General features: G+C 69.8%; 19 protein-coding genes, 1 tRNA gene and 1 pseudogene. 9 read left to right on the top strand and 12 right to left on the bottom strand.

The genetic code is table 11. The annotated features are described in order from the left end of the window. Window positions 1-279: 279 nt before the first annotated feature. The 4 genes from ACIREO_RS33545 to htpG form a co-directional block, all read right to left on the bottom strand. Window positions 280-1,056: an SURF1 family protein gene (locus ACIREO_RS33545; RefSeq protein WP_404117155.1), complete on the bottom strand. Its 777-nt coding sequence runs from the start codon at window positions 1,054-1,056 to the stop codon at window positions 280-282. A 61-nt stretch (window positions 1,057-1,117) separates the two neighbouring features. Further along, window positions 1,118-2,995: a S9 family peptidase gene (locus ACIREO_RS33550; protein ID WP_404117158.1), complete on the bottom strand. Its 1,878-nt coding sequence runs from the start codon at window positions 2,993-2,995 to the stop codon at window positions 1,118-1,120. A 132-nt stretch (window positions 2,996-3,127) separates the two neighbouring features. Further along, window positions 3,128-3,922 (bottom strand): SGNH/GDSL hydrolase family protein, encoded by a 795-nt coding sequence (locus ACIREO_RS33555; protein WP_404117161.1) that lies wholly within the window; start codon window positions 3,920-3,922, stop codon window positions 3,128-3,130. Between the two features lie 381 nt (window positions 3,923-4,303). Beyond that, entirely contained in the window at window positions 4,304-6,217 is a 1,914-nt protein-coding gene (gene htpG / locus ACIREO_RS33560; RefSeq protein ID WP_404117164.1) for a molecular chaperone HtpG, read from the bottom strand. 155 nt (window positions 6,218-6,372) lie between these two features. Between htpG and ACIREO_RS33565 the strand changes: the two genes are divergently transcribed. Beyond that, window positions 6,373-7,602: a damage-control phosphatase ARMT1 family protein gene (locus tag ACIREO_RS33565; RefSeq protein WP_404117166.1), complete on the top strand. Its 1,230-nt coding sequence runs from the start codon at window positions 6,373-6,375 to the stop codon at window positions 7,600-7,602. Here the strand turns inward: ACIREO_RS33565 and ACIREO_RS33570 are convergent. Next, entirely contained in the window at window positions 7,592-8,245 is a 654-nt protein-coding gene (locus ACIREO_RS33570) for a TetR/AcrR family transcriptional regulator (protein WP_404117168.1), read from the bottom strand. The genes ACIREO_RS33565 and ACIREO_RS33570 overlap by 11 nt on opposite strands. A 117-nt stretch (window positions 8,246-8,362) precedes the next feature. Between ACIREO_RS33570 and ACIREO_RS33575 the strand changes: the two genes are divergently transcribed. The 6 genes from ACIREO_RS33575 (at window position 8,363) to ACIREO_RS33600 (ending at window position 13,006) form a co-directional block, all read left to right on the top strand. After that, window positions 8,363-8,923: an NAD(P)H-dependent oxidoreductase gene (locus ACIREO_RS33575; protein WP_404117171.1), complete on the top strand. Its 561-nt coding sequence runs from the start codon at window positions 8,363-8,365 to the stop codon at window positions 8,921-8,923. Window positions 8,924-9,145: 222 nt separating this feature from the next. After that, window positions 9,146-9,796, top strand: coding sequence for a GntR family transcriptional regulator (locus ACIREO_RS33580; RefSeq protein ID WP_404117174.1), 651 nt, complete (start codon window positions 9,146-9,148; stop codon window positions 9,794-9,796). 121 nt (window positions 9,797-9,917) lie between these two features. Continuing rightward, a complete protein-coding gene (locus tag ACIREO_RS33585) occupies window positions 9,918-10,625 on the top strand; it encodes a 4-carboxy-4-hydroxy-2-oxoadipate aldolase/oxaloacetate decarboxylase (protein WP_404117177.1) in 708 nt (235 codons plus the stop codon). Further along, window positions 10,622-11,752: a 4-oxalomesaconate tautomerase gene (locus ACIREO_RS33590; RefSeq protein ID WP_404117179.1), complete on the top strand. Its 1,131-nt coding sequence runs from the start codon at window positions 10,622-10,624 to the stop codon at window positions 11,750-11,752. Before ACIREO_RS33585 ends, ACIREO_RS33590 begins: the two co-directional genes overlap by 4 nt. Next, on the top strand, window positions 11,733-12,683 hold the full coding sequence (locus ACIREO_RS33595) for a catechol 2,3-dioxygenase (protein WP_404117181.1): 951 nt from the start codon (window positions 11,733-11,735) through the stop codon (window positions 12,681-12,683). The genes ACIREO_RS33590 and ACIREO_RS33595 overlap by 20 nt, the downstream gene beginning before the upstream one ends. A gap of 158 nt (window positions 12,684-12,841) precedes the next feature. Further along, window positions 12,842-13,006, top strand: coding sequence for a hypothetical protein (locus ACIREO_RS33600; protein ID WP_404117184.1), 165 nt, complete (start codon window positions 12,842-12,844; stop codon window positions 13,004-13,006). Between the two features lie 38 nt (window positions 13,007-13,044). Here ACIREO_RS33600 and ACIREO_RS33605 read toward each other — a convergent pair whose 3' ends face one another. The 4 genes and pseudogenes from ACIREO_RS33605 to ACIREO_RS33620 form a co-directional block, all read right to left on the bottom strand. Next, on the bottom strand, window positions 13,045-13,734 hold the full coding sequence (locus ACIREO_RS33605; protein ID WP_404117493.1) for an NADPH-dependent F420 reductase: 690 nt from the start codon (window positions 13,732-13,734) through the stop codon (window positions 13,045-13,047). Window positions 13,735-13,744: 10 nt separating this feature from the next. Continuing rightward, on the bottom strand, window positions 13,745-14,125 hold the full coding sequence (locus ACIREO_RS33610) for a nuclear transport factor 2 family protein (RefSeq protein ID WP_404117496.1): 381 nt from the start codon (window positions 14,123-14,125) through the stop codon (window positions 13,745-13,747). Window positions 14,126-14,173: 48 nt separating this feature from the next. Beyond that, window positions 14,174-15,100, bottom strand: a pseudogene (locus ACIREO_RS33615) (SDR family oxidoreductase); the annotation flags it as partial. Window positions 15,101-15,195: 95 nt separating this feature from the next. Then, on the bottom strand, window positions 15,196-15,819 hold the full coding sequence (locus tag ACIREO_RS33620) for an NADPH-dependent F420 reductase (protein WP_404117185.1): 624 nt from the start codon (window positions 15,817-15,819) through the stop codon (window positions 15,196-15,198). A 197-nt stretch (window positions 15,820-16,016) separates the two neighbouring features. On the opposite strand from ACIREO_RS33620, the gene ACIREO_RS33625 reads away from it, so the two are divergent. After that, window positions 16,017-16,925: a LysR family transcriptional regulator gene (locus tag ACIREO_RS33625; RefSeq protein ID WP_404117187.1), complete on the top strand. Its 909-nt coding sequence runs from the start codon at window positions 16,017-16,019 to the stop codon at window positions 16,923-16,925. A 194-nt stretch (window positions 16,926-17,119) separates the two neighbouring features. On the opposite strand, the gene ACIREO_RS33630 is transcribed toward ACIREO_RS33625, so the two are convergent. Both ACIREO_RS33630 and ACIREO_RS33635 read right to left on the bottom strand, forming a co-directional pair. Further along, window positions 17,120-17,193: transfer RNA gene (locus ACIREO_RS33630), tRNA-Pro, on the bottom strand. Window positions 17,194-17,287: 94 nt separating this feature from the next. Next, window positions 17,288-18,226, bottom strand: a complete 939-nt coding sequence (locus tag ACIREO_RS33635; protein ID WP_404117189.1) for a metallophosphoesterase — start codon at window positions 18,224-18,226, stop codon at window positions 17,288-17,290. A 79-nt stretch (window positions 18,227-18,305) separates the two neighbouring features. On the opposite strand from ACIREO_RS33635, the gene ACIREO_RS33640 reads away from it, so the two are divergent. Continuing rightward, window positions 18,306-18,770, top strand: a complete 465-nt coding sequence (locus ACIREO_RS33640) for a GatB/YqeY domain-containing protein (RefSeq protein WP_404117191.1) — start codon at window positions 18,306-18,308, stop codon at window positions 18,768-18,770. Between the two features lie 80 nt (window positions 18,771-18,850). Here the strand turns inward: ACIREO_RS33640 and ACIREO_RS33645 are convergent, their stop codons facing one another. Then, a complete protein-coding gene (locus ACIREO_RS33645) occupies window positions 18,851-21,085 on the bottom strand; it encodes a transglycosylase domain-containing protein (RefSeq protein WP_404117194.1) in 2,235 nt (744 codons plus the stop codon). Window positions 21,086-21,141: the final 56 nt, after the last annotated feature.

A 21,141-nucleotide genomic window follows, 5' to 3' on the forward strand; every position in this document is an offset into this window, starting at 1 on the left:
ACGAGGCCCGGCCCTTCAAGTGGACCAAGACCGCCGACCAGATCCTCGACCGGATCTGCCGCTACTGCTCACGCATCTCCGAACCAGGTCACTAGCCGGATACCGGCACCGGCACCGACACGGACACCGGCACCGACACGGGCACAGGGGCCCGCCAGGAACTCCAGGGTTCCGGCGGGCCCCTGCCCGTACCGACGTCCGTGCACGTCGTTGTCGTCCTTCTCGCGGCGGGGCCGCCTGGCGGGCGTTCGTCAGGCGGCGCCTCGTGGCGAGGCTCCGTCAGTCGGCGTCGGCCGCGAGGCCCAGCTCGATGTCGCGTGCGGCCTCCGCCTCGCGGCGCACCAGCCGGAACCACATGAAGAGCACAAAGCCGCCGAAGACGAACCACTCGCCGGTGTAGCCGAGGTTCTGGAAGGCCTTCAGATCGAGCCCGCTGCCCTGTGCCGCCGCCGCGGGGACGGGCTCCAGGCCATCACCGCCCGCGCCACCCGCATCCGGCAGGGTCACCCAGGCGTCGTAGACGTCGTACGGGACGAGGTTCACCAGGGACGCCGCGCTGATCATGCCGAGCTGGCCCTCGGGGAGTCCGCCGCTGAGGTCGACGCCCGTGGTGCCGCTGTCCTCCGAGGCCTGCAGATCTCCGGTCACGGTGACCTCGCCGGCCGGCGCCGCGGGAACCTCTGTACTGCCCGGGCTGCCCGCCAGCCAGCCCCGCACGACGGGCAGGGCCTTGCCGCTGCCGGTGCGCAGCAGATCCAGCACGTAGAAGCCGTCACGGTCCTCCAGCTTGCGCCCGGGGACCAGGAACTGATCGGCGTACGTCCCCTTCGCCACGGCGGGGCGGCCGGACGTCTCCGTGCTGACGGGGAGCAGCTCGTCGAGCGGTGCCGGAGAGCGGGTGCCCGGGTCGGGGCGCTCCTCGGCCTCCTCGTGCGTCTCCACACGGTCCTCGAAACGTCCGAGCTGCCACGTGCCCATGAACACGCAGAACGGGATGGCCAGCACGACGAAGAGGTTGATCCCCCACCACCGCGGGGTCAGCAGGAACCGGTACACCCCTCCAAGGTACGGTTCCCCGCTCCGGGTCCCCGGAGCGGGGGCACCATTTATCCGGATCTCATGCCGACGGCGTCTCTCCCTGCCGGTCCTCCGCGGCCCGGCCGTCCGCCTCCCGGAGCCCGTCCCGTCCGAGGTGGCGCAGGACGAAGTCCAGCTCCAGCCGCACCTGCTTGATCCGCTCCTCCACGACGAGCGAGCCGTGCCCCGCGTCGTAGCGGTACACCTCGTGGACCGCGCCACGGGCCGCGAGGCGGTCCACGTAGTTCTCCACCTGGCGGATCGGGCAGCGCGGATCGTTGACGCCGGCCGAGATGTAGACCGGGGCGCGCACGGCGTCCACGTAGGTCAGCGGGGACGAGGCCTCGAAGCGCTCGGGCACCTCTTCCGGGGTCCCGCCCAGCAGGGTGCGGTCCATCGCCTTCAGCGCTTCCATCTCGTCGTGATAGGCGGTGACGTAGTCGGCGACCGGGACCGCGGCGAGTCCGAGGGCCCAGGCGTCCGGCTGGGTGCCGAGCCCCAGCAGGGTCAGGTAGCCACCCCACGAGCCGCCCGCCAGCACCAGCCGCTCCGGGTCCGCCAGCCCCGACTTCACCGCCCACTGCCGGACGGCCTCGACATCCTCCAGCTCGATCAGCCCGATCCGGTGCTTGAGCGCGTCCGTCCAGGCGCGGCCGTACCCCGTCGACCCGCGGTAGTTGACCCGCACGACGGCGAAGCCGTGGTCCACCCACGCTGCGGGGCCCGACGCGAAGGCGTCGCTGTCGTGCCAGGTGGGCCCGCCGTGTATCTCGAAGACCGTGGGGAACGGGCCGTCACCGGTGGCCGGGGTCTGCACCAGGGCGTGGATGCGCCCTCCGGGGCCGTCCACCCAGGCGTCCCGCACCGGCACCGAGCCCGGAGCCTTCGCACCCGGCGGGTCGAGGACGACGGAGCCCGTCGTGGACCGCACGGCGGGCGGCTGCGCGGCCGACGACCACAGATACTCCACCGTGCCGTCCGGGCGGGCCGTGGCGCCCGAGACCGTGCCGGAGGGCGTCTCGACGCGCACCGGCCCCGCCGCGCCCGGTTCGTACCGCCACAGCTCGCTGCGGGCCTCGAAGCTGTGCTCGATCAGCAGCGCGGATCCGTCCGGATACCACTCGGCGCCCGCGTCACCGGGCAGGTCGACCGGCAGGTCCGTCTGTGTGCCCGCCACCGGATCCCAGATCATCGGCTCCCACCGACCGCGCCGCTGGTGCCCGATCAGCAGCCGGGCGTCACCCGCCACCGGCGCGAAGCCCAGCACCGACAGACCGAGCTCCTTCGTGCCGCCCTCGGTGTCGTCCAGCTCCGCGACCGTCGAACCGTCGGGGCGGACCACCCGCAGCGCGGAGTGCATCGCGTCGCCGTGCTCCGTGTGTTCCAGGGCGATCAGCGTCCCGTCGTGGGAGAGGTCGCCGACCCCAGCGGATTCCCGGTGCCGGTAGATCTCGACCGGCTCCTCCCCGGCGCGCGCGAGGTGGACGGTCGTGCCCTCCTCGTCCGTCGAGCGCCCGACCACCGCCGTGCCGTCACGGCCGATCGCCAGCCCGGCCGGGTAGGAGGGATCGAGACCGGGCGTGGCCGCCTCGTCCGCACCGCCGCCGAAGGGCTGCCGCATCCACACGCCGAACTCGTCGCCGTCGGTGTCGGCGAACCACCAGACGGCCCGGCCGTCCGGCGTCAGCACGCCGTCGGTCGTCCCGTTGGGCCGGTCCGTGACCTGGCGCTGCTTCCCGGTGGCCCTGTCCCAGGCGTACAGCTCGTACGTACCGGTGGCGTTGGAGACGAAGAGCGCCCGGTCGGGTGCGTCCTCGGCCCAGTCGGGCAGGGACACCCGAGCAGCGCGGAAGCGCTGCTCCCACTGCGGCTCCTGCTCCCGCTCCGGCATGGACGCGTCGTTCTGTGTGTCGCTCATGACCCCATCCAACCCGATGTGACCACCATGCCGGGCAGCCTGTGGATAACTCTTCGCCCGCTGCCCGGCCGATCGTCGGTGCGCACCGCCCGGGGCCCGCCCACTGCGCGCCGGGCGGACCCTCTGCGCGCGTTACGCCGCGGAGTCGAAGGCCGGGAGGTAGCCGTTCGACTGTCCGACCGCCTTCGGGTGGTACGAGTTGGTGACGGGGATGGACACGCTGTGGATCCACGGGTCACCCGAGCAGAGCTCGTGCCCGGTGAATTCGTCCACCACGCTCGAATAGGTGAACCCCGCGTCGGCCGCCCGCTTGGCGAGCACCCCGTTCAGCACGTCCGAGGCGTCGTTGATGGCCCCGCGCTCGGTCTCCGTGAGCCCGGCGACGCAGGTGCCCGACAGCTTGTAGAAGCGCGGGTAGCCCAGAACCACCACATGAGCCTGCGGAGCCCGCGAGCGGATGCCCGCGTAGAGGGAGTCGAGCCGGCCGGGCAGCGAGTTCTCCATCTGGGAGATCGCGGTGTTCACCCGGGTCACGCAGTTGGCCTCGCTCTGCAGGACGCACGTCTGCATGACGTCCGCGAACCCGACGTCGTTGCCGCCGGCCGTCAGGCTGACGAGCGTGGTCGACGAACTCACCGCGCCCAGCTGGCCGCTGGACACGGAGGCCGTGGTCGCACCCGAGCAGGCGACGAACGCGAACGACGACGGAGCGTTCGCGTTCTTCCAGAGGTAGGGGTAGGCGTTGGTGCTGCGTTTGCAGTCACCGCTCTCCGAGGTGTAGCTCCCGGCACCTACTCCCGAGGAGTAGGAGTCGCCGAGAGCGACGTAGTTGTCGCCGGCGGCGGATGCCGGTTGCGCGAGGCCGAGCGCGGCCACGGCGGCGATCGCGAGGGTGGTGACGGACGCCCGGAAGGTTCGTACTGACATGGCTGCCAGCCCTTCGAAATGTGGGGGACGAGTGGGGAGTTCGTGGGGCGAGCACGTTTGTAGCAGCTCCCGGTACTCGGCGGTAATGGCTTCGGAGGAAGTCGTCTGATATGCCCGAAGGATCGTTCGGCAGTCGATGCTCCGCGCGTAGATAAACCTTCAACAGGCCCTCGAAAGAGTGAAGTTACGGATCTCTCCAACACCTCTCGTGACTCCGCCGAGTCACCTTGTGGGGAGCGCCATCTGTTCGAACGTGGACTGCCTCCCGCCGCCGCCCCGTCTTCACGACTGCCCCGCGCCGCACACCGGCCGCCCGGCCCGGCGCACGACTGCGGCCGCCAGGCATCCTGGCGGCCGCAGTCGTGCGGAGGACGGGGTGGACTAGAGCGTGCGCTCCAGACGGTCCGCCATCAGCTTGCTGAAGCGCGAGGGGTCACTCAGCTCGGCGCCGTCCGAGAGGAGCGCCAGCCCGTGGACCAGCTCGGCCGTCTCGGCCAGTTCGGCGCGGGCACCCTCCTCGTCGCTCTGCTCCGCATGCGCCTTCTTCAGCCCGCTGATCAGGGCGTGCGAGGGGTTGAGTTCGAGGATGCGCTTGATCTGCGGCACCTCCTGGCCCATGGCGCGGTACATGTTCTCCAGCGCCGGGGTGACATCGTGCGTGTCCGAGACGACGCAGGCCGGTGAGACGGTGAGCCGCGAGGAGAGGCGTACCTCCTTCACGGTGTCACCGAGCTGCTCCGTCATCCAGGTCAGCAGACCGGCGTAGTCCTGCTGCTGCTTCTCACGCTCGGCCTCGACCTCCTTCTTCTCCTCGGCGGTGTCCAGGTCGACCTCGCCCTTGGAGATGGACTGGAGCGGCTTGCCGTCGAACTCGGGGACCGACTGGACCCAGACCTCGTCGACGGGCTCGGTCAGCAGCAGGACCTCGAAGCCCTTGGCGCGGAAGGCCTCCATGTGCGGCGAGCTCTCCATGGCGGCACGCGACTCGCCCGTCATGTAGTAGATCTGCTCCTGGCCCTCCTTCATCCGCTCCACGTACGAGCGCAGGGTGGTCAGCCCCTCCTCGTCGTGGGTCGAGGCGAACGAGGAGATCTCCAGGATCGCGTCGCGGTTCTCGAAGTCCTGGAACAGCCCCTCCTTGAGGACCCGGCCGAATTCCTTCCAGAACGTCTCGTACTTCTCGGGTGTGCCGGACCTCATGTCCTTCAGCGTGGAGAGCACCTTCTTGACCAGGCGGCGCCGCATCATCTCGATCTGGCGGTCCTGCTGAAGGATCTCGCGCGACACGTTGAGCGAAAGGTCCTGTGCGTCGACCACGCCCTTCACGAAGCGGAGATAGGTCGGCATGAGCGCTTCGCAGTCATCCATGATGAACACGCGCTTCACATAGAGCTGGACTCCACGCTTGTGGTCCTGCATGAACAGGTCCTGTGGTGCGTGCGCAGGCAGGAAGAGCAGGGCCTGGTATTCGAAGGTTCCCTCCGCCTGCATGCGGATGGTTTCGAGCGGGTCGGTCCAGTCGTGGCTGATGTGCTTGTACAGCTCGCTGTACTCCTCATCGGTCACGGAGTCCTTCGACCGTGCCCACAGCGCCTTCATCGAGTTGACCGTCTCGGCCTCGGGCTCGGCGCCCTCCTCGCCCGCCACCGATGCCATACGGATGGGCCAGGTGATGAAGTCCGAGTAGCGCTTGACGATTTCCCTGATCTTCCAGGGCGATGTGTAGTCGAAGAGCTTGTCCTCGGCGTCCTCGGGCTTGAGCCGCAGCGTGACCGAGGTGCCCTGCGGCGCGTCGTCGACGGACTCGACGGTGTAGGTGCCCTCGCCGCTGGACTGCCAGCGCGTGCCCGCGTCCTCGCCCGCGCGCCGGGTCAGCAGAGTGACCTCGTCGGCCACCATGAAGCTCGAATAGAACCCGACACCGAACTGTCCGATGAGCTCCTCGGAAGCGGTGGCGTCCTTGGCTTCCTTCAGTTCCTGGAGGAATTTCGCCGTACCGGAATTCGCGATCGTTCCGATCAGCTGGACGACCTCGTCGTGCGACATTCCGATTCCGTTGTCGCGCACGGTCAGTGTGCGCGTCTCCGGGTCGGCCTCGATGGCGATGTGGAGGTCGGACGAGTCCGCCTGGAGCGTGTCGTCGCGGAGAGTTTCCAGTCGCAGCTTGTCCAGCGCGTCCGAACAATTGGAAATGAGCTCACGCAGGAATACATCCTTGTTCGAGTAAATCGAATGGATCATCATCTGCAGGAGCTGGCGCGCTTCTACCTGAAACTCGAATGTCTCGGCCGGCATGGGTACGGGTTCCCTTTCCTGGGGTAAATAATCTGAGCTGCTCCATATCGTAGCCAGGCCCCGGGCCGGTCATGTGCCGGAACGGCCACGGCCGTTGACGCGGGACACGCGCGGGCGGGGGCGAGCGGCTTCCCTCACCAGGCAGACTGGGGCGCATGGGCGATACGCGAGCGACTTCCCGGGCCGTGGAGGACCTCGGCCTCCCCCCTGTGATCACCTGCCGGGAGCCCGGCAGCTTCGCGCGGGGCGTCATGGCCGAGCGCCATCCGGCGCTGATCGAGCAGGTGCGTGAGGCCTTCCCGTACGGCCCCGGGCAGCACCGCGCCCTGGACGCCCTGCTGCACGAGATCCTTCACGGCGTCGTCGAACCGCTCGGTCCCGGGATCCCGGACCGCGAGCTCTGGCTGGAACGGGGACGGGAGTACTTCGGACGCCCGTGGTTCGACGCCCCGTTCCTCTGGTCCGAGAGCTACTTCTACCGGCGGCTTCTGGAAGCCGTCGGCTACTTCGGCGAGGGCCCGTGGCAGGGCATCGACCCCTTTGCCTCCTTCAAGCGCGCGGAACTCCGGGGCTCCACGGTCGAGGAGGAACTCCGCTCCCTGGGCGATCTCGCCGATGCCCCCGCCGCCGAGCGGGCGGCAGCTCTTCTCCAGGCCTCGCTCTGGGGCAACCGCGCCGATCTCGGTTTCCGCGGTCCGGCGGGCGAATCCACCCCCGGCGAGGCCGACCCCGGGCTGGTGGCCGACGACAGCGCGGCGCTGTGGTCGCTCCTGCCCGCCGGGTCCCCGGCCACCGTCGCCGTCATCGCGGACAACACCGGACGCGAGCTGATCCCCGACCTCGTTCTCATCGACCACCTCCTCGAGCACGGCCGTGCCGACCGGGTGGTGCTCCATGTGAAGCCCGGTCCGTACTACGTCTCCGACGCCATGACGGCCGATGTCATCGACTGCCTGCGCCGGCTGAGCGGCGCCCCCGGTGAGGCGGGCGCGATCGGCGGCCGGGTGTGGGAGGCCATGGGCGCCGGCCGGCTCCAGGTGCGTACCCACCCGTTCTTCTGCGCCCCGTTCCCGTACGAGCGGATGCCCGGGGACCTACGGGCGGAGCTCGGCACCGCCGCGCTGACGATCCTGAAGGGTGACCTCAACTACCGGCGTCTGGTGGGCGACAGGATGTGGTCGGCGACCACGTCGTTCGCCGACCTGACTGCCTACTTCCCGGGGGCCGTCGCCGCGCTGCGCACGCTGAAGTCGGATGTCGTGGTGGGCCTGGACCCGCTGACCCTGGAGAGCCTGGAGCGGTCGGGCCGGGCGTGGCGTACCAGCGGCACCCATGCCCTGATCCAGGTGCGGCCGCGGTCCGGCGGGGCCGCCCTCAGCGCGTGACCCCGTACCGGTCGAGCAGGTCGTGCCAGCCCCGCTCCAACTGGTCGGTGCTGATTCCGCGTTCACATGTCAGATGGTGGACGAGGGGTGTGTCGATCGACCCGAGCAGCGTGTGCGCGAACAGCTCCGGCTCCCCCGCCGCACGGGCCTGGCGCAGCAGCAGGGTCACATGGCTGAGCCTCAGCCGCTGTGCGGGGACCTCGTAGGTGCGCAGGGGATCGGTGCGGGTGGCCAGGATCAGTTCGTGGTGATCGCGTTCGTGGCGCATCAGAGCGGGGCCGAAGGCGTGCAGCCGCTCGGCGGCGGGGGCGTCCGGCCCCATGGGGGGTGGCCCGGAGAGGAAGGCGGCCTGCAGCAGGGACTCGCGGTGGTCGAGGAGTGCGATGAGCAGGCCGGTGCGGTCCTTGAAGCGCCGGAAGACCGTGCCCTTCCCGACTCCGGCGGCGGCAGCGACCGACTCCATGGTGAGGTTGGCCGCCCCGCAGTGGGCCAGGAGGCGTGAGGCGGCGTCCAGCAGGAGCGCCCGGTTGCGCGCCGCGTCCGCCCGCAGGATCTCCGGTCCGCCGGCGGCGGCGAGCGCGAGATTCGTCCGTGCCTCGCCCGGGTGGGGCGGCCCGGGCGGCGGGGGGAGGGGAGCGGTCATGGCTTCAGGGTAGCCCCGGAAAACGGAAAGTGGACCGCGGTCCGTTTAGGTGGTACAACTTTAAACGGACTTTGGTCCGCTTACCTCTGCAGTCTCCGTCTTCCGGGAGCTTCCCTCATGTCTGTACGCATCCTCGCCCTCGTCGGCAGCCTCCGCGCCGGCTCCCACAACCGTCAGCTCGCCGAGGCGGCCGTCAAGCACGCGCCCGAGGGTGCCGAGGTCGTGCTGTACGAGGGCCTCGTCGACGTCCCCTTCTACAACGAGGACATCGACGTCGAGGGCGGCGTTCCCGCTGCCGCCGCCCAGCTGCGTGACGCGGCCGGCCAGGCCGACGCCTTCCTGCTCTTCTCGCCCGAGTACAACGGCACCATGCCGGCCGTCCTGAAGAACGCCATCGACTGGCTCTCCCGCCCGTACGGCGCCGGCGCCATGACCGCCAAGCCGGTCGCCGTGGTCGGCACCGCCTTCGGCCAGTTCGGCGGCGTGTGGGCCCAGGACGAGGCCCGCAAGGCGGCCGGCCTCGCGGGTGGAGCGGTCCTGGCGGACGTCAAGCTCTCCATCCCCGGCTCCGTGACCCGCTTCGCCGAGCTCCACCCGGCTGACGACGCCGAGGTCGTCACCTCGCTGACCGAGGTGCTCCGCCAGGTCGCCGAGGGCGCCGCGGCGACTGCCGCCTGATCCCTCTCCGACGGTGGTGCGCACCGCCGTCCCCGTGCCGCTCGGCACGATCCGCGTGGGCCCGGTCCCCTCTCACAGTGAGAGGGGACCGGGCCCACGCGCGTTGGGGGGCGTTCTCCCGCAGAGCCCACCCCGCACGTTCGGCAATATGGCCAACAGAATCGTTGACAATCCTGTTGGCCTAGATTTAGGTTCGACAGGCACTCACTCAGGGGGGCAACCATGCCGAACCAAGCCGGTCCGACCAGTGGGGAGCAGGCCAGGCAGCTGGCCCTGACCCGCCTTCGGCAGGCGATTCTGCGCGGTGAGATGGCACCGGCCCAGCGGCTGGTGGAGAACGAACTCGCCGAGCAGTTCGGTGTGACACGGGCCAGCGTCAGAGCGGCGCTGATCGAGCTGGAGTCGGAGGGACTGGTCGAGCGGATCCGTAACCGCGGATCGCGGGTGCGAGTGGTGAGCGTCGACGAAGCCGTCGCCATCACCGAGTGCCGCATGGCGCTGGAAGGGCTCTGCGCGGCCAAGGCCGCCGTCGCCGCCGACAGCGAGCAGCTGGACCGGCTCGCGGAAGTCGGCGACGCCATGACCAAGGCCGTGGCCGGTGGCGAGCCCATGCTCTACTCCGACCTGAATCACGAACTCCACGCCATGGTGCGGGAGATCTCCGGTCAGCAGACGGCTGTGTCGCTCCTCGAGCGGCTGAACGGCCAGCTGGTGCGCCACAGGTTCCAGCTCGCTCTGAGGCCCGGACGCCCGCAGCAGTCCCTGAGTGAACACCTGGCCATGATCGAGGCGATCAGGGCCAGGGACCCGCAGGCGGCCGAGGCGGCCGTCCGCTCCCACCTGGCGAGCGTGATCGAGGCACTGCGCGGGTGACGCGCGGCGCCTGATCGACGCACTGCGCGCATGGCGCGCCGCGCTGGTGGGTCAACGCCCTGTCCAGCAAGGAGAGTTCAGCCATGACAATCGAGACGGCGCGGACCGCGGAGCGGCCGGCATGAGCGGCGTCATCGTCACCGGCCCGCCGAAGGCGGACGCGCGGGACATCGAGGCGCTCGCGGCGTACGGCGTCGCCACCGTGAGCGAGGCGATGGGCCGCACAGGTCTCATCGGCCCCGAACTGCGCCCCGTCCAGCAGGGCGTACGGATCGCGGGCAGCGCGGTCACGGTGCTCAGCTGGCCCGGCGACAACCTCATGATCCACGCTGCGGTGGAGCAGTGCTGCGAGGGGGACGTCCTCGTCGTCACCACCACGTCCCCCTCCACCGACGGCCTGTTCGGAGAGCTGTTCGCCACCGCACTCAGCAGGCGCGGGGTGCGCGGGCTCGTGATCAACGCGGGAATCCGTGACACCCAGGAGCTACGGGAGATGGGCTTCGCCGCGTGGGCGAAGGCCGTGTCCGCCCAGGGGACCGTCAAGGCGACCGGCGGATCCGTCAACGTCCCGGTCGTCATCCAAGGCCAGGTGATCCGTCCGGGCGACATCATCGTCGCCGACGACGACGGTGTGGTGGTCGTTCCCCGCGAGCGCGCCCGCGAGACCGCCGAGGCATCCGAGGCGCGGGAGGCCAAGGAGGCCAAGGCGCGCGCGGCCTTCCTGGACGGCCAACTCGGTCTTGACCGCTACGGACTGCGAGAGAAGCTCGACGAGCTGGGCGTGCGGTACACCTCGTACGAGGACCATGCGCGGGAGACCGGGGCGTGACCGGCGGACCGGTGGAGGTCCGCTGCCTCCTGATGCGGGGCGGTACGTCCAAGGGCGCCTACTTCCTGGCGGACGACCTGCCCCGGGACCCGGCCGCCCGTGACGACCTGCTCCTGCGGATCATGGGCAGCCCCGACCCGCTCCAGATCGACGGCCTCGGCGGGGCGCACCCGCTCACGAGCAAGGTCGCGGTCGTCTCCGTACCGGACGACCCGGACGTCGATGTGGACTACCTCTTCCTCCAGGTCGCCGTGGACACCGCGGAAGTCTCCGACCGGCAGAACTGCGGCAACCTGCTCGCCGGGGTCGGCCCCTTCGCCGTGGAGCGGGGCCTGGTGGCTGCCGGGGACGGGCAGACCTCCGTACGTATCCGGATGGTCAACACCGACGACCTGGCCACGGCGACCTTTCCCACCCCCGGCGGGCGGGTCGACTACACCGGGCAGGCCCGGATCTCCGGGGTGCCCGGGACCGCCGCGCCGGTGGTGATCGAGTTCGCGCAGGGCGCCGGCCCTCTGCTGCCCACAGGACGGGCCCGTGAGGTCATCGCCGATACGCCGGTGACCTGTGTGGACAACGGAATGCCGACCGTGCTCATCCCTGCGGAAGCCCTGGACGTCACGGGCTACGAGACCCCGCGGGAGCTGGAGGGCAACACCGCCCTGCGCGACCGCATCGAGAGGATCCGTCTCGAAGCGGGCCCCCTCATGGGCCTCGGCGACGTCCGCGACACGACGGTGCCGAAGCTCAGTCTGCTGGCCCCGCCGGCCCAGGACGGCGCGGTGACGACCCGCACCTTCATCCCGCACCGCTGCCACACCTCCATCGGCGTCCTCGGCGCCGCCGGTGTCGCGGCCGGGCTGCGCATCACCGGGAGCGTCGCGGAGGGCATCGCCCGGCTCCCCCCGGACGGCGACCGGCTGCGCATCGAGCACCCCACCGGATTCCTCGACATCGAGACAGGTGTCGGGACCGGTGCGGACGGCACCCCCGTGGTCAGGCGCACCGCTGTGGTGCGTACCGCGCGGAAGATCTTCGACGGCACCGTCTTCCCCCGGTCCGAGCAGGAAGCTCCGACCCCCGAACTCTCCTCGCAAGGAGCCGCGGATGACTCCCCCTCTCGGTGACATCGCGCACGTCGGCCACGCCGAACTGCTTACCCCGGACCTGGACGGCAGCGTCCGGTTCTTCACCGACTACCTCGGCCTGACCGTCAACGGGCAGGACGGCGACTCCGTCTACCTGCGCACCTTCGACGACTACGAACACCACAGCCTCGTACTCACCGCCGCGGAGAAGCCCGGCCTGCGTCGCACAGCCCTGCGCACCTCCAGCGAGGAGGCCTTGCGGCGCAGGGTCGCCGAACTCGAGGCCACGGGACACGCGGGGCGCTGGGCGGAGGACGAGCCGGGCATCGGCAAGCTCTATCTGACCGCCGACCCCGACGGACACGAGATCGCCCTGTACTGGGAGAGCGAGTACTACCAGGCACCCCCGGAGCTCAGGCCCGCGCTGAAGAACCAGCCGCAGGCCAAGCCCAACCGGGGGGTGGGGGTGCGCCGCCTGGACCACATCAACTTCCTCGCCGCCGACGTCGCCGCCAACGCCGACTTCCACCAGCAGGTCCTCGGCGCGCGGCCCACCGAACAGATCCAGCTCGACACGGGCAGGATCGGCGCGAAGTGGCTGACGTTCAACAACAAGTCGTACGACGTCGTCTACACCTCGGACTGGACGGGCTCCACCGGGCGCCTGCATCACATCGCGTTCGCCACCGACACCCGTGAGGACATCCTGCGCGCGGCCGATCTCGCCGTCGACAGCGGTGTGTTCATCGAGACGGGCCCGCACAAGCACGCCATCCAGCAGACGTTCTTCCTGTACGTCTACGAGCCCGGCGGCAACCGCATCGAGCTCTGCAACCCGCTCACCCGCCTGGTACTCGCCCCCGACTGGCCGCTGGTCACCTGGACCGAGGCCGAGCGCGCCAAGGGGCAGGCGTGGGGCCTGCAGACGATCGAGTCGTTCCACACCCACGGCACCCCGCCGCTGGACTGAACCGCGGTACGAGGGCAGGGGCGGGCGGCACACGCCTGTGTGCCGTCCGCCCCGGCTGCCCTCGGCGAGCCGAGGCCGGGGTGGCCTTGCGGATGATGCCGGAGGCCCGGGCCGAGAGCGCACGGCGTGCATGTTCCGTCCGGGCCACGCCGGCGAGCATGAGCGTGCTGCACGAAGGGAGCCGGGCGGGCAGTTCCGCGGCGGCCGTGATGCCGTCGGTGCCGGGCAGGTCGATGTCGAGGGGCGACTCGGGGGTGCTCGCCCCTCGGGTCGACGAGTTCTGCGTCATGGCCCCGCCCGGCGCCTACCGGATGGGGCCATGACACGGCCGGGACGTACCGCGGCCCGCGCCGACTTACGGCTACCGCGTCGCGGCGGCCAGTGCCGCGCGGATGGCGTCCTCGCCGGCCGGCCGGCCCTTCTCGTGCGAGGTCGGCCCGTACGGGGTCCCCCACACCGGCGTGTCCGTCGCCTGCCGCCAGCTGTCGGCGAGCGGTCCCGCGTCCACCACGCCGTACCCGATGGATTCGATGAATTCGGACACCGCCGCCTTCGCCGGCGCGGAGTCCCCGGCGATCGGCAGGTAGGAGCGGTCGGCCGCCCCCGCCGGGCGGGCCAGCGACAGCAGGTGCTTGAAGAAGATGTTGTTGAATGCCTTCACGAGCACGGCATCCGGGATGTACCGCAGCAGCAGCTCGCTCGAGGTGAGCGACTTGCTGTCGAGCTCGAGGATGCGCCCGTCACGCGCGGGGCCGTAGTTGCACGTGTCGATGACCGTCTTCCCGGCCAGTAGCGCGGCGGGCATGTCGGGGAAGGCCTTGACCGGCACCGTGACCACGACGATGTCACCGGCCGCCGCGGCCTCCCCGCTCGTCGCCGCGGACGCCCGTGGCCCCAGTTCCGCGGCAGTGTCCGTGAGCGTTTCCGGACCGCGCGAGTTGCTGAGCACGACCTGGTACCCGGCCTCGACGGCGAGCCGCGCGACGGTACTGCCGATGTTGCCGCTTCCGATGAATCCCACAGTCGGCGTCATGTTCTCAGGCCCCTCCAGAAGAGCTGGGTCAGCCGTGCTTGACCAGGTCGTTGACGGCCTGGGTGTCTTTGTAGAAGGCTTTTGCGCCGTGGATCCTGCCCTCACGCACCGTGTAGTGCTCCACAACCTCCATCGGCAGTCGACGCCCGCTCTTCCGGGAGACGAACACGAGGTCGAGCCGCATCTCCACCACCTCGCCGGCTTCGACGACGGCGTAGTCCCGCACAATCATTTCTGCCGAAGTGTTGATCGCGCCTTCCAGCCGTGCGAACCCGTCGGGTCCTCGCCACCGTCCTGACCAGGGCAGGGTCTCGGCCTCCTCCCAGACCGCCTCCTCGTCGACCATCTCCAGGGCCCCACTCAGGTCACCGGCTTGCAAGCGGGTCACGAACGTCTCCAGCGCCGCCACATCGTTGTTGCCGGCTGAGGTGCCGGCTGAGGTGCCGGCTGAGGTGCCGGCGGGGAAGTAATGGCCGTTGTCCAGATCGGCGAGCAGGCTGGGTCGAGCGGGTTCCCAGCCGAGGGCCTGGCGGGTGATGAGGTTGGACGCCGGGTAGTTGTGCGTGACTATGTTCGCGAGGAACCCGAAGTATCCCGGCACCATCAGTTCGTCCGAGGGAATGCTCACCGCGGGCAGGCCCAGGCGGCTGCCGATGGCCTCAGCGATGTCGCGGAACGGGATGCCCCCGTCCTCGACCGCGTGCCAGTATTCGCCTGCCGGACCTTTCTCCAGCGCCAATCGGAACAACGAGGCGACATCGCGGATGTGCACGGCGTTCCACAGGTTCGCGCCGTCTCCTGGGTAGCCGGCGAACCCCTTCTCCTTCGCGAGCGCGATCAGCATGGGGAGGAAGCCGGCATCGGCCGTGCTGTGCATGATGTTGGCAATCCGCACGACCGAAGACCGCACTCCCCGTTCGGCGAGACCGATCACGGCGGCTTCCACGGCATTGCGGACCCGGAGGGTGCCCTTGTGCTCGTCGCCGACGAAGAGGGCCGGGTCCTTCTCGGTGGCCGGCCGGCCCAGCTTCCCGGGCGACCCTATGCTCCCCGCCGCGACCAGTGGCTTTCCGGTTCCCGCAAGTGCCTCGCCGTACGCGAGCATGATCGGGAGCTCCGCGGCGGCCACGGCGTCCATCCCGCCGGACGGAAGCAGGTCCTGCCTGTGCGCGACGTGGACGACGCCGTCGGAATCCGCAGCCGCCTCCTTGAGCCCGTCGAGATCCGCGAGGTCGCCGCGACGTACCTTCGCGCCGAGCGCGGACACCGCCGCCGCGGCCTGGTCCGACCGTGCCAGGCCGGTGACCTCGTGCCCGGCGGCGACGAGCTCGGGGATGATGTACGAACCGGAGTGGCCGGTCCCGCCAGTGACGAAGACGCGCACTACTGCTCCATGTGAGGCTAGGCCGGTGGGCTGTTCTTCTCGTGCCGTAGATCGACTGACGTGATGTGACGCGAGAAGGGGTGGTGCGGGTGCGCTCAGCCGGGAAGGTTGACGCCGAGGGAGAAGTCGAAATCCCCCACGCCGTGGCGGGCCAGGCTGATCATCAGCAGGCCCGTCCCTTCCAGCCAGCGCGCCACCTCCAGGCCGCCGGCATCCAGCGGGCGCAGCCTGAGGCTCTCGATGAACGCCGACACGCTTGCCTTGGCCCGCGCGTCGTCGCCGGCGAAGAGGACGTCCAGCGGGCCGCCCCGGGCCAGGATGTGGCCGAAGACGGTATTGAACGCCTTCACGACGTACGCGCTCGCCGGGACGGCCTCGGCGATCTCCTGCGCGCCGGAAGTGCCGTCAGGGGGGACCAGCCCGGTGGCGTCGGCGTTGGAGGTGTTGGAGATGTCGATGACGACCTTGCCGGCCAGCGCGTCCCCGTACCGGGCGACGACCGGCACGGCACCGGCGTACGGCACGGCGAGGATGACGAGGTCGCCGGCCGGGGTGGTGCCGAATGTCCCGGCCGTGGCGCCGCCGCCGAGCGCGGCGGCCAGGTCCTTGGCCTTGGCCGCGTCGCGGCCGACGACCTCGACGACGTGGCCGGCCTCGACCGCGCGGGCGCCTATGGCGCGGGCCATGCCGCCCAGGCCGATGATGCTGATGCTGCTCATGGTGTGCTGCTTTCTGAAGTTGAACAGGACGCCGTGCCGACCCCGTTGTTGGCAACGGTTGTGTGGTCGAGGCCGTCGGACGACGGGCCTGTACGGCCGGCCCTCGATTCCCGAGGCTGTCATCGGCCTGAGCGGCTGTCCAAGACCTCTTTCAGGCGCTGCGATACCCTGGCGGCATCGCCGGGCCGGGAGGCTTCATGGATCTGGACCTGCGCAAGTTGCGTTACTTCGTCGCCGTCGCCGACCGGCTGCACTTCGGCCGCGCCGCCGATGAGCTGCACATCGCGCAGCCGGTGCTGAGTCGGCAGATCCGCGCGCTGGAAAAGGATCTCGGCACCCCGCTGCTGACAAGGGACAGCCACGGCGTGGCGCTGACCGACGCCGGCAGGCAGCTGCTGACCGACGCCGGCCCACTGCTGGCCTCCGCGCACGCGGCCCGCCGCCGGGTGACCGTGGCCGCGCGGGGCGGTCGGCGGATCATGGTCGGCTTCCGGGCGGGCATCGCGGTCGCCCCGGCGGTACGACTGTTCGCCGCCCGGCACCCGGACGTTCTGGTGGACGTGCAGCGGATCGAATGGGACGACCAGGCTCCGATGCTGCTCGACGGCCGCATCGACGTCGGCTATGTGCGGCTGCCCATGGACGAGGCCGGCCTGCGCGTCGCCCCGCTGTACGCCGAGCCTCGGGTGGCGGCGCTGCCCGCCGGCCACGCGCTGGCCGGCCGGGAGCAGATCACCGAGGCCGACCTGGCCGGCGAGCCGCTGGTCTGGCATATGGACACGAGCACGCAGCCCACCAGGCGTCCGCACCCCAACGCCGGGTACCTGGTGCGCGGGGTGGACGAGACGCTCGAGCATGTCGCGGCCGGCCGGGGCATCTCGTTCCTGGCCCGTTCGGCGACCGTGTTCTACTCACATCCGGACGTCATCTATGTGCCCGTCCCGGATATGGCGCCCGACCAGGTGTGCCTCGCGGTGGCGGCAACGCGCATCTCGCCGGTGGTCGACGACTTCTTCAACGCGGCTCAGGCGGCGGCCGAGATCACGGCAGAATGTGGGAACTACGAAATGTGGCAGCTTGGAAGCGGTGCCGTTCCCATGAGGTGATCGGCGAGTGCGAGAACGCGGAACGAGGCAACCGCGGAGACCGCGCTGTCCGCTCGGAGCCGACCAAGACCGGCGGGCCCGGCAGGGAGGCCCCGGTCAAGACCTTCTCCCAGATTTCTCCGTACGATCTCCGGAAATGCAGGAAGGGCCTGATCCTCCGAGAGGATCAAGCCCTTGACCTGGTACTTCAGCTGTCGGGGTGGCGGGATTTGAACCCACGACCTCTTCGTCCCGAACGAAGCGCGCTGCCAAGCTGCGCTACACCCCGATGTCCACCAGTGTCCCGGCGACATCGATTACTTTAGCCCACCCGCGGCCGGAGGCGAAATCCGGTTTTTGGGACCGGGTGGGGGTCGGGGGCCTCAGTCGCGGGGCGTCAGTGTCAGCAGGGTCGCCTCGGGCGGACAGGCGAAGCGGACCGGGGTGTAGCGGTTCGTGCCGCAGCCCGCCGAGACGTGGAGGTAGGCGCGCCGCTCGCCCACCGTGTGGCCGGAGAGGCCCTTCACGCGGTCCGTGTCCAGGTCGCAGTTGGTGACGAGGGCGCCGTAGAAGGGGATGCAGAGCTGGCCGCCGTGGGTGTGGCCGGCCAGGATCAGGGGGTAGCCGTCCGAGGTGAAGGCGTCCAGGGAGCGAAGGTACGGGGCGTGGACGACGCCGATCGAGAGGTCCGTGTCCGTTTCCGGGCCGCCGGCGACCTCGGCGTAACGGTCCCGCCTGATGTGGGGGTCGTCCAGGCCGGTGAAGCCGATCTCGAGCCCGTCGGCCTTGATCCGGCCCCGGGTGTTGGACAGGTTCAGCCAGCCGGCCTCGTCGAAGGCGTCCCGCATCGGCTCCCACGGGTTGTGGACGACGCCGACCGCCGGGGCGTTTCCGTTCAGCCCGTGCTTGCCCTGCGTCTTCTCCAGGAGGTAGCGGACCGGGTTACGGAGCTTCGGCCCGTAGTAGTCGTTGGAACCGAAGACGTAGACCCCGGGGAACTCCATCAGTGGGCCGAGGGCGTCGAGCAGCTCCGGCACTGCCTCCGGGTCGGAGAGGTTGTCGCCGGTGTTCACGACGAAGTCCGGGCGTAGCCCCGCCAGGGACTGCAGCCAGGCGCGTTTCTTGCGCTGGCCGCTCACCATGTGGATGTCCGAGACCTGGAGTACGCGCAACGGGCGTGCCCCGGGCGGGAGTACGGGAATCGTGATCCGGCGGAGGCGGAACGAGCGTGCCTCGAATCCGGCCGCGTACACGAGGGCGGCGGCACCGACCGCTGCGCCGGCTGCCGTGACTTTCAGGGGTACTCCGTAGCGTGCGCGCATGGGCCCATCGTCGCAGAAGCGGTGCGGCGGGACGAAAACAGGCGGGCGCCATGTGCCCCGTACCTGTCACAATCGCCGCATGACCACGCTCAAGTCCAAGCTCAAGGAAGACCTCACCACAGCCATGAAGGCGCGTGACGAGCTCACCTCGTCCACCCTCCGGCTCACCCTGACCGCGATCACGAAGGAAGAGGTCAGCGGCAAGACGTCGCGCGAGCTCTCCGACGACGAGGTGCAGAAGGTGATCGCCAAGGAGGCGAAGAAGCGCCGTGAGGCGGCCGAGGCCTTCGCGCAGGGCGGCCGGACGGAGCAGGCCGAGCGGGAGAAGACCGAGGGCGAGCTGCTCGATGCGTACCTCCCGAAGCAGCTCTCCGACGACGAGCTGGACGTGATCGTCGCGCAGGCCGTCCAGGAGGCGAAGAGCGCCGGCGCCGAGGGGCCGCGGGCCATGGGCGCCGTCATGAAGATCGTCAACCCGAAGGTGGCCGGGCTCGCCGACGGCGGCCGGGTCGCCGCCACGGTGAAGAAGCTGCTCGCGGGCTGAGAGGCCGGTGCACGAAGGAGGGGCGCCCCCGGCTCGGGGCGCCCCTCCTTTCTCATGATGTCGTCGCGCGAACCGGACTGTCAGCGGCCGTTGCCGCCGCGCACGCCACCGTCGTTCCCGCCGATGACGCCGGGCGGGAGGGTGATGCCGCCGATGGGGTCGGCGCCGGGCTTGTCGTTGTCGTCGTCGTTCCTGCCGCCGTTGCCCGCGTCACGGCCCTTGTCCTTCTCCTTCTCCTTCTCCTGGGCGCGCGGCACCGAGATCGGGTTGAATGACGGGGTCTGCGAGGCGTCCAGGGCGCCGGTCATCGCGGTCTTCCAGATAGGGCCGGGAAGACAGCCACCGCAGACCTTGTCGTAGTACTGGCCGCCGATGGTGATGTCGTACATCGGCACCTTCTTGCCGATGTCGGCACCGACCCACACCGCCGTGGACAGGTTCGGCGTGTAGCCGACGAACCAGGCGTCCACGCGGTTCTCGGTCGTACCCGTCTTACCCGCGTTGTCGCGGTCGTCGAGGCCGGCCTGCTGACCGGTGCCGTCCGCTACGACGCCCTTGAGCATCTGGTTGATCGTGTCGGCGGTCTTCTCACTCATCGCGCGCGAGCAGGCCGACTTGGGAACTTTCAGCTTCTTGCCGTTGGGGTCCGTGATGGACTCGATGGCGATCGGCGTGCAGAACGTGCCGCGGTTGGCGAACGTGGCGTACGCGGCGGCCATGGCGAGCGGGGTGCTCTCCGTGGTGCCGAGCGTGATGGAAGGGTTCTCCGTGAGCGGCTCGCCGTTGCCGCGCTGGTAACCGACCTTCCCGGCCATCGTGAGGGTCTCGCACAGGCCGGCCTTCTGCTCCAGCTTCGCGAAGTACGTGTTGATGGACTTACCGAGGGCGTCCGTCATGTCGTAGGAGCCCTTCTCGGACTCCATCTCGTTCTGTACGGACCATTCACCGCCGCCCGCAGGGCCACCGTCACACTTCTTGTAGCTGTTCAGCGGAAGAGAGGTCTTCCACGGTGTGTCGAAGCTCTGCGCCGGGCTGACGCCCTTCTCCAGGGCGGCCGCCGCGGTGATCGGCTTGAAGGTCGAGCCGACCTGGAAGCCGTAGGTGCTGCCGCCCATCTTGTTGCTGGCGGCGAGGTTGAGGACCGTCTCGTGCTGCTTCTGGTCCAGGCCGTACGGGCGGGACTGGCCCATCGAGAGGATCCTGCCGGAGCCGGGCTCGACCTGCACCACGGAGGCGGCGACCTTGTCGTCCTTGTTGACCTTCGAGGTGGCGGCCTCGTTGGCGGCCTTCTGCGCACGCGGGGAGAGCGTGGTCCTGATGGTCAGACCGCCGAGGTTCCAGAGCTTGGCGCGCTCCTCCTCGGTCTTCCCGAAGGCCTGGTCGGTCAGGATCGTCTTGCGCACGTAGTCGCAGAAGAATCCGGCGCCGCTGACGGCGGTGATGCAGCCGTTGTTCGGCTTGCTGACCTTCAGCTCGAGGGGGGCGGCGGCGGCCTCGGCGGCCTCGGCCTTCGAGATGCTGCCGACGGCGGCCATGCGCTGCAGCACGGTGTTGCGACGCTTGGTCGCCTCCTCCGTGTCGTTGACCGGGTCGTAGCGGGTCGGTGACTGGACGAGACCGGCCAGCATCGCGGCCTCTTCCAGCTTCAGGTCCTTGGCGTGCTTGGAGAAGTAGCGCTGGGAGGCCGCCTCGACCCCGTAGGCCTGCTGCCCGAAGAACGTGATGTTGAGGTAGTTCTCCAGGATCTTCTTCTTGCCGAGCTCTTCCTCGACCTGGATCGCGTACTTCAGCTCCCTGACCTTGCGGCCCAGAGTCTGCTGGGTGGCCTCGGCGACCTTGTCCGGGTCGTCGCCGGCCTCCTCGACGAACACGTTCTTCACGTACTGCTGGGTGAGCGTCGACGCGCCCTGCGAGGCGCCGCCCGCCTGCACGTTGCGGTTCATCGCGCGCAGGATGCCCTTGAGGTCCACCGCGCCGTGCTCGTAGAAGCGCGAGTCCTCGATCGCGATGATCGCGTCCTGCATGTACGGCGAGATGTTCTTGAGCGGGACGACGGTGCGGTCACGCGAGTAGACCGTGGCGATCGCGCCGCCCTCGTTGTCCAGGATCGTGGTCCGCTGGCTCAGCGGCGGCGTCTTGAGGTTGGAAGGGATCTCGTCGAATCCCTCGACCGTCCCCTTGGCGGCGAGCCCGAGAGCGCCGGCGGCCGGCAGCGCGATGCCTGCCAGCACAGCTCCGGCGAGCGCGGCGACACCGAGGAACTTGGCGGCCTGCTGGGTCGTCGTCAGACCCCCGCCTGAGCGCTTCTTTGGCATGGGGGCAGCCTACGTTCTCATTCGCCGGACACACGTATAGGCCTTGGCCTAAGCTG

Source organism: Streptomyces sp. NPDC102441 (genome assembly GCF_044765585.1).
GTDB lineage: Bacteria > Actinomycetota > Actinomycetes > Streptomycetales > Streptomycetaceae > Streptomyces.

What these genes read in the sequence shown, in the direction of transcription:
- ACIREO_RS33550 (WP_404117158.1), bottom strand. Translation starts at nt 2,995, where the DNA reads ATGAGCGACACACAGAACGACGCGTCCATGCCGGAGCGGGAGCAGGAG.
- ACIREO_RS33555 (WP_404117161.1), bottom strand. Translation starts at nt 3,922, where the DNA reads ATGTCAGTACGAACCTTCCGGGCGTCCGTCACCACCCTCGCGATCGCC.
- htpG (WP_404117164.1), bottom strand. Translation starts at nt 6,217, where the DNA reads ATGCCGGCCGAGACATTCGAGTTTCAGGTAGAAGCGCGCCAGCTCCTG.
- ACIREO_RS33565 (WP_404117166.1), top strand. Translation starts at nt 6,373, where the DNA reads ATGGGCGATACGCGAGCGACTTCCCGGGCCGTGGAGGACCTCGGCCTC.
- ACIREO_RS33570 (WP_404117168.1), bottom strand. Translation starts at nt 8,245, where the DNA reads ATGACCGCTCCCCTCCCCCCGCCGCCCGGGCCGCCCCACCCGGGCGAG.
- ACIREO_RS33575 (WP_404117171.1), top strand. Translation starts at nt 8,363, where the DNA reads ATGTCTGTACGCATCCTCGCCCTCGTCGGCAGCCTCCGCGCCGGCTCC.
- ACIREO_RS33580 (WP_404117174.1), top strand. Translation starts at nt 9,146, where the DNA reads ATGCCGAACCAAGCCGGTCCGACCAGTGGGGAGCAGGCCAGGCAGCTG.
- ACIREO_RS33585 (WP_404117177.1), top strand. Translation starts at nt 9,918, where the DNA reads ATGAGCGGCGTCATCGTCACCGGCCCGCCGAAGGCGGACGCGCGGGAC.
- ACIREO_RS33595 (WP_404117181.1), top strand. Translation starts at nt 11,733, where the DNA reads ATGACTCCCCCTCTCGGTGACATCGCGCACGTCGGCCACGCCGAACTG.
- ACIREO_RS33600 (WP_404117184.1), top strand. Translation starts at nt 12,842, where the DNA reads ATGAGCGTGCTGCACGAAGGGAGCCGGGCGGGCAGTTCCGCGGCGGCC.
- ACIREO_RS33620 (WP_404117185.1), bottom strand. Translation starts at nt 15,819, where the DNA reads ATGAGCAGCATCAGCATCATCGGCCTGGGCGGCATGGCCCGCGCCATA.
- ACIREO_RS33625 (WP_404117187.1), top strand. Translation starts at nt 16,017, where the DNA reads ATGGATCTGGACCTGCGCAAGTTGCGTTACTTCGTCGCCGTCGCCGAC.
- ACIREO_RS33635 (WP_404117189.1), bottom strand. Translation starts at nt 18,226, where the DNA reads ATGCGCGCACGCTACGGAGTACCCCTGAAAGTCACGGCAGCCGGCGCA.
- ACIREO_RS33640 (WP_404117191.1), top strand. Translation starts at nt 18,306, where the DNA reads ATGACCACGCTCAAGTCCAAGCTCAAGGAAGACCTCACCACAGCCATG.
- ACIREO_RS33645 (WP_404117194.1), bottom strand. Translation starts at nt 21,085, where the DNA reads ATGCCAAAGAAGCGCTCAGGCGGGGGTCTGACGACGACCCAGCAGGCC.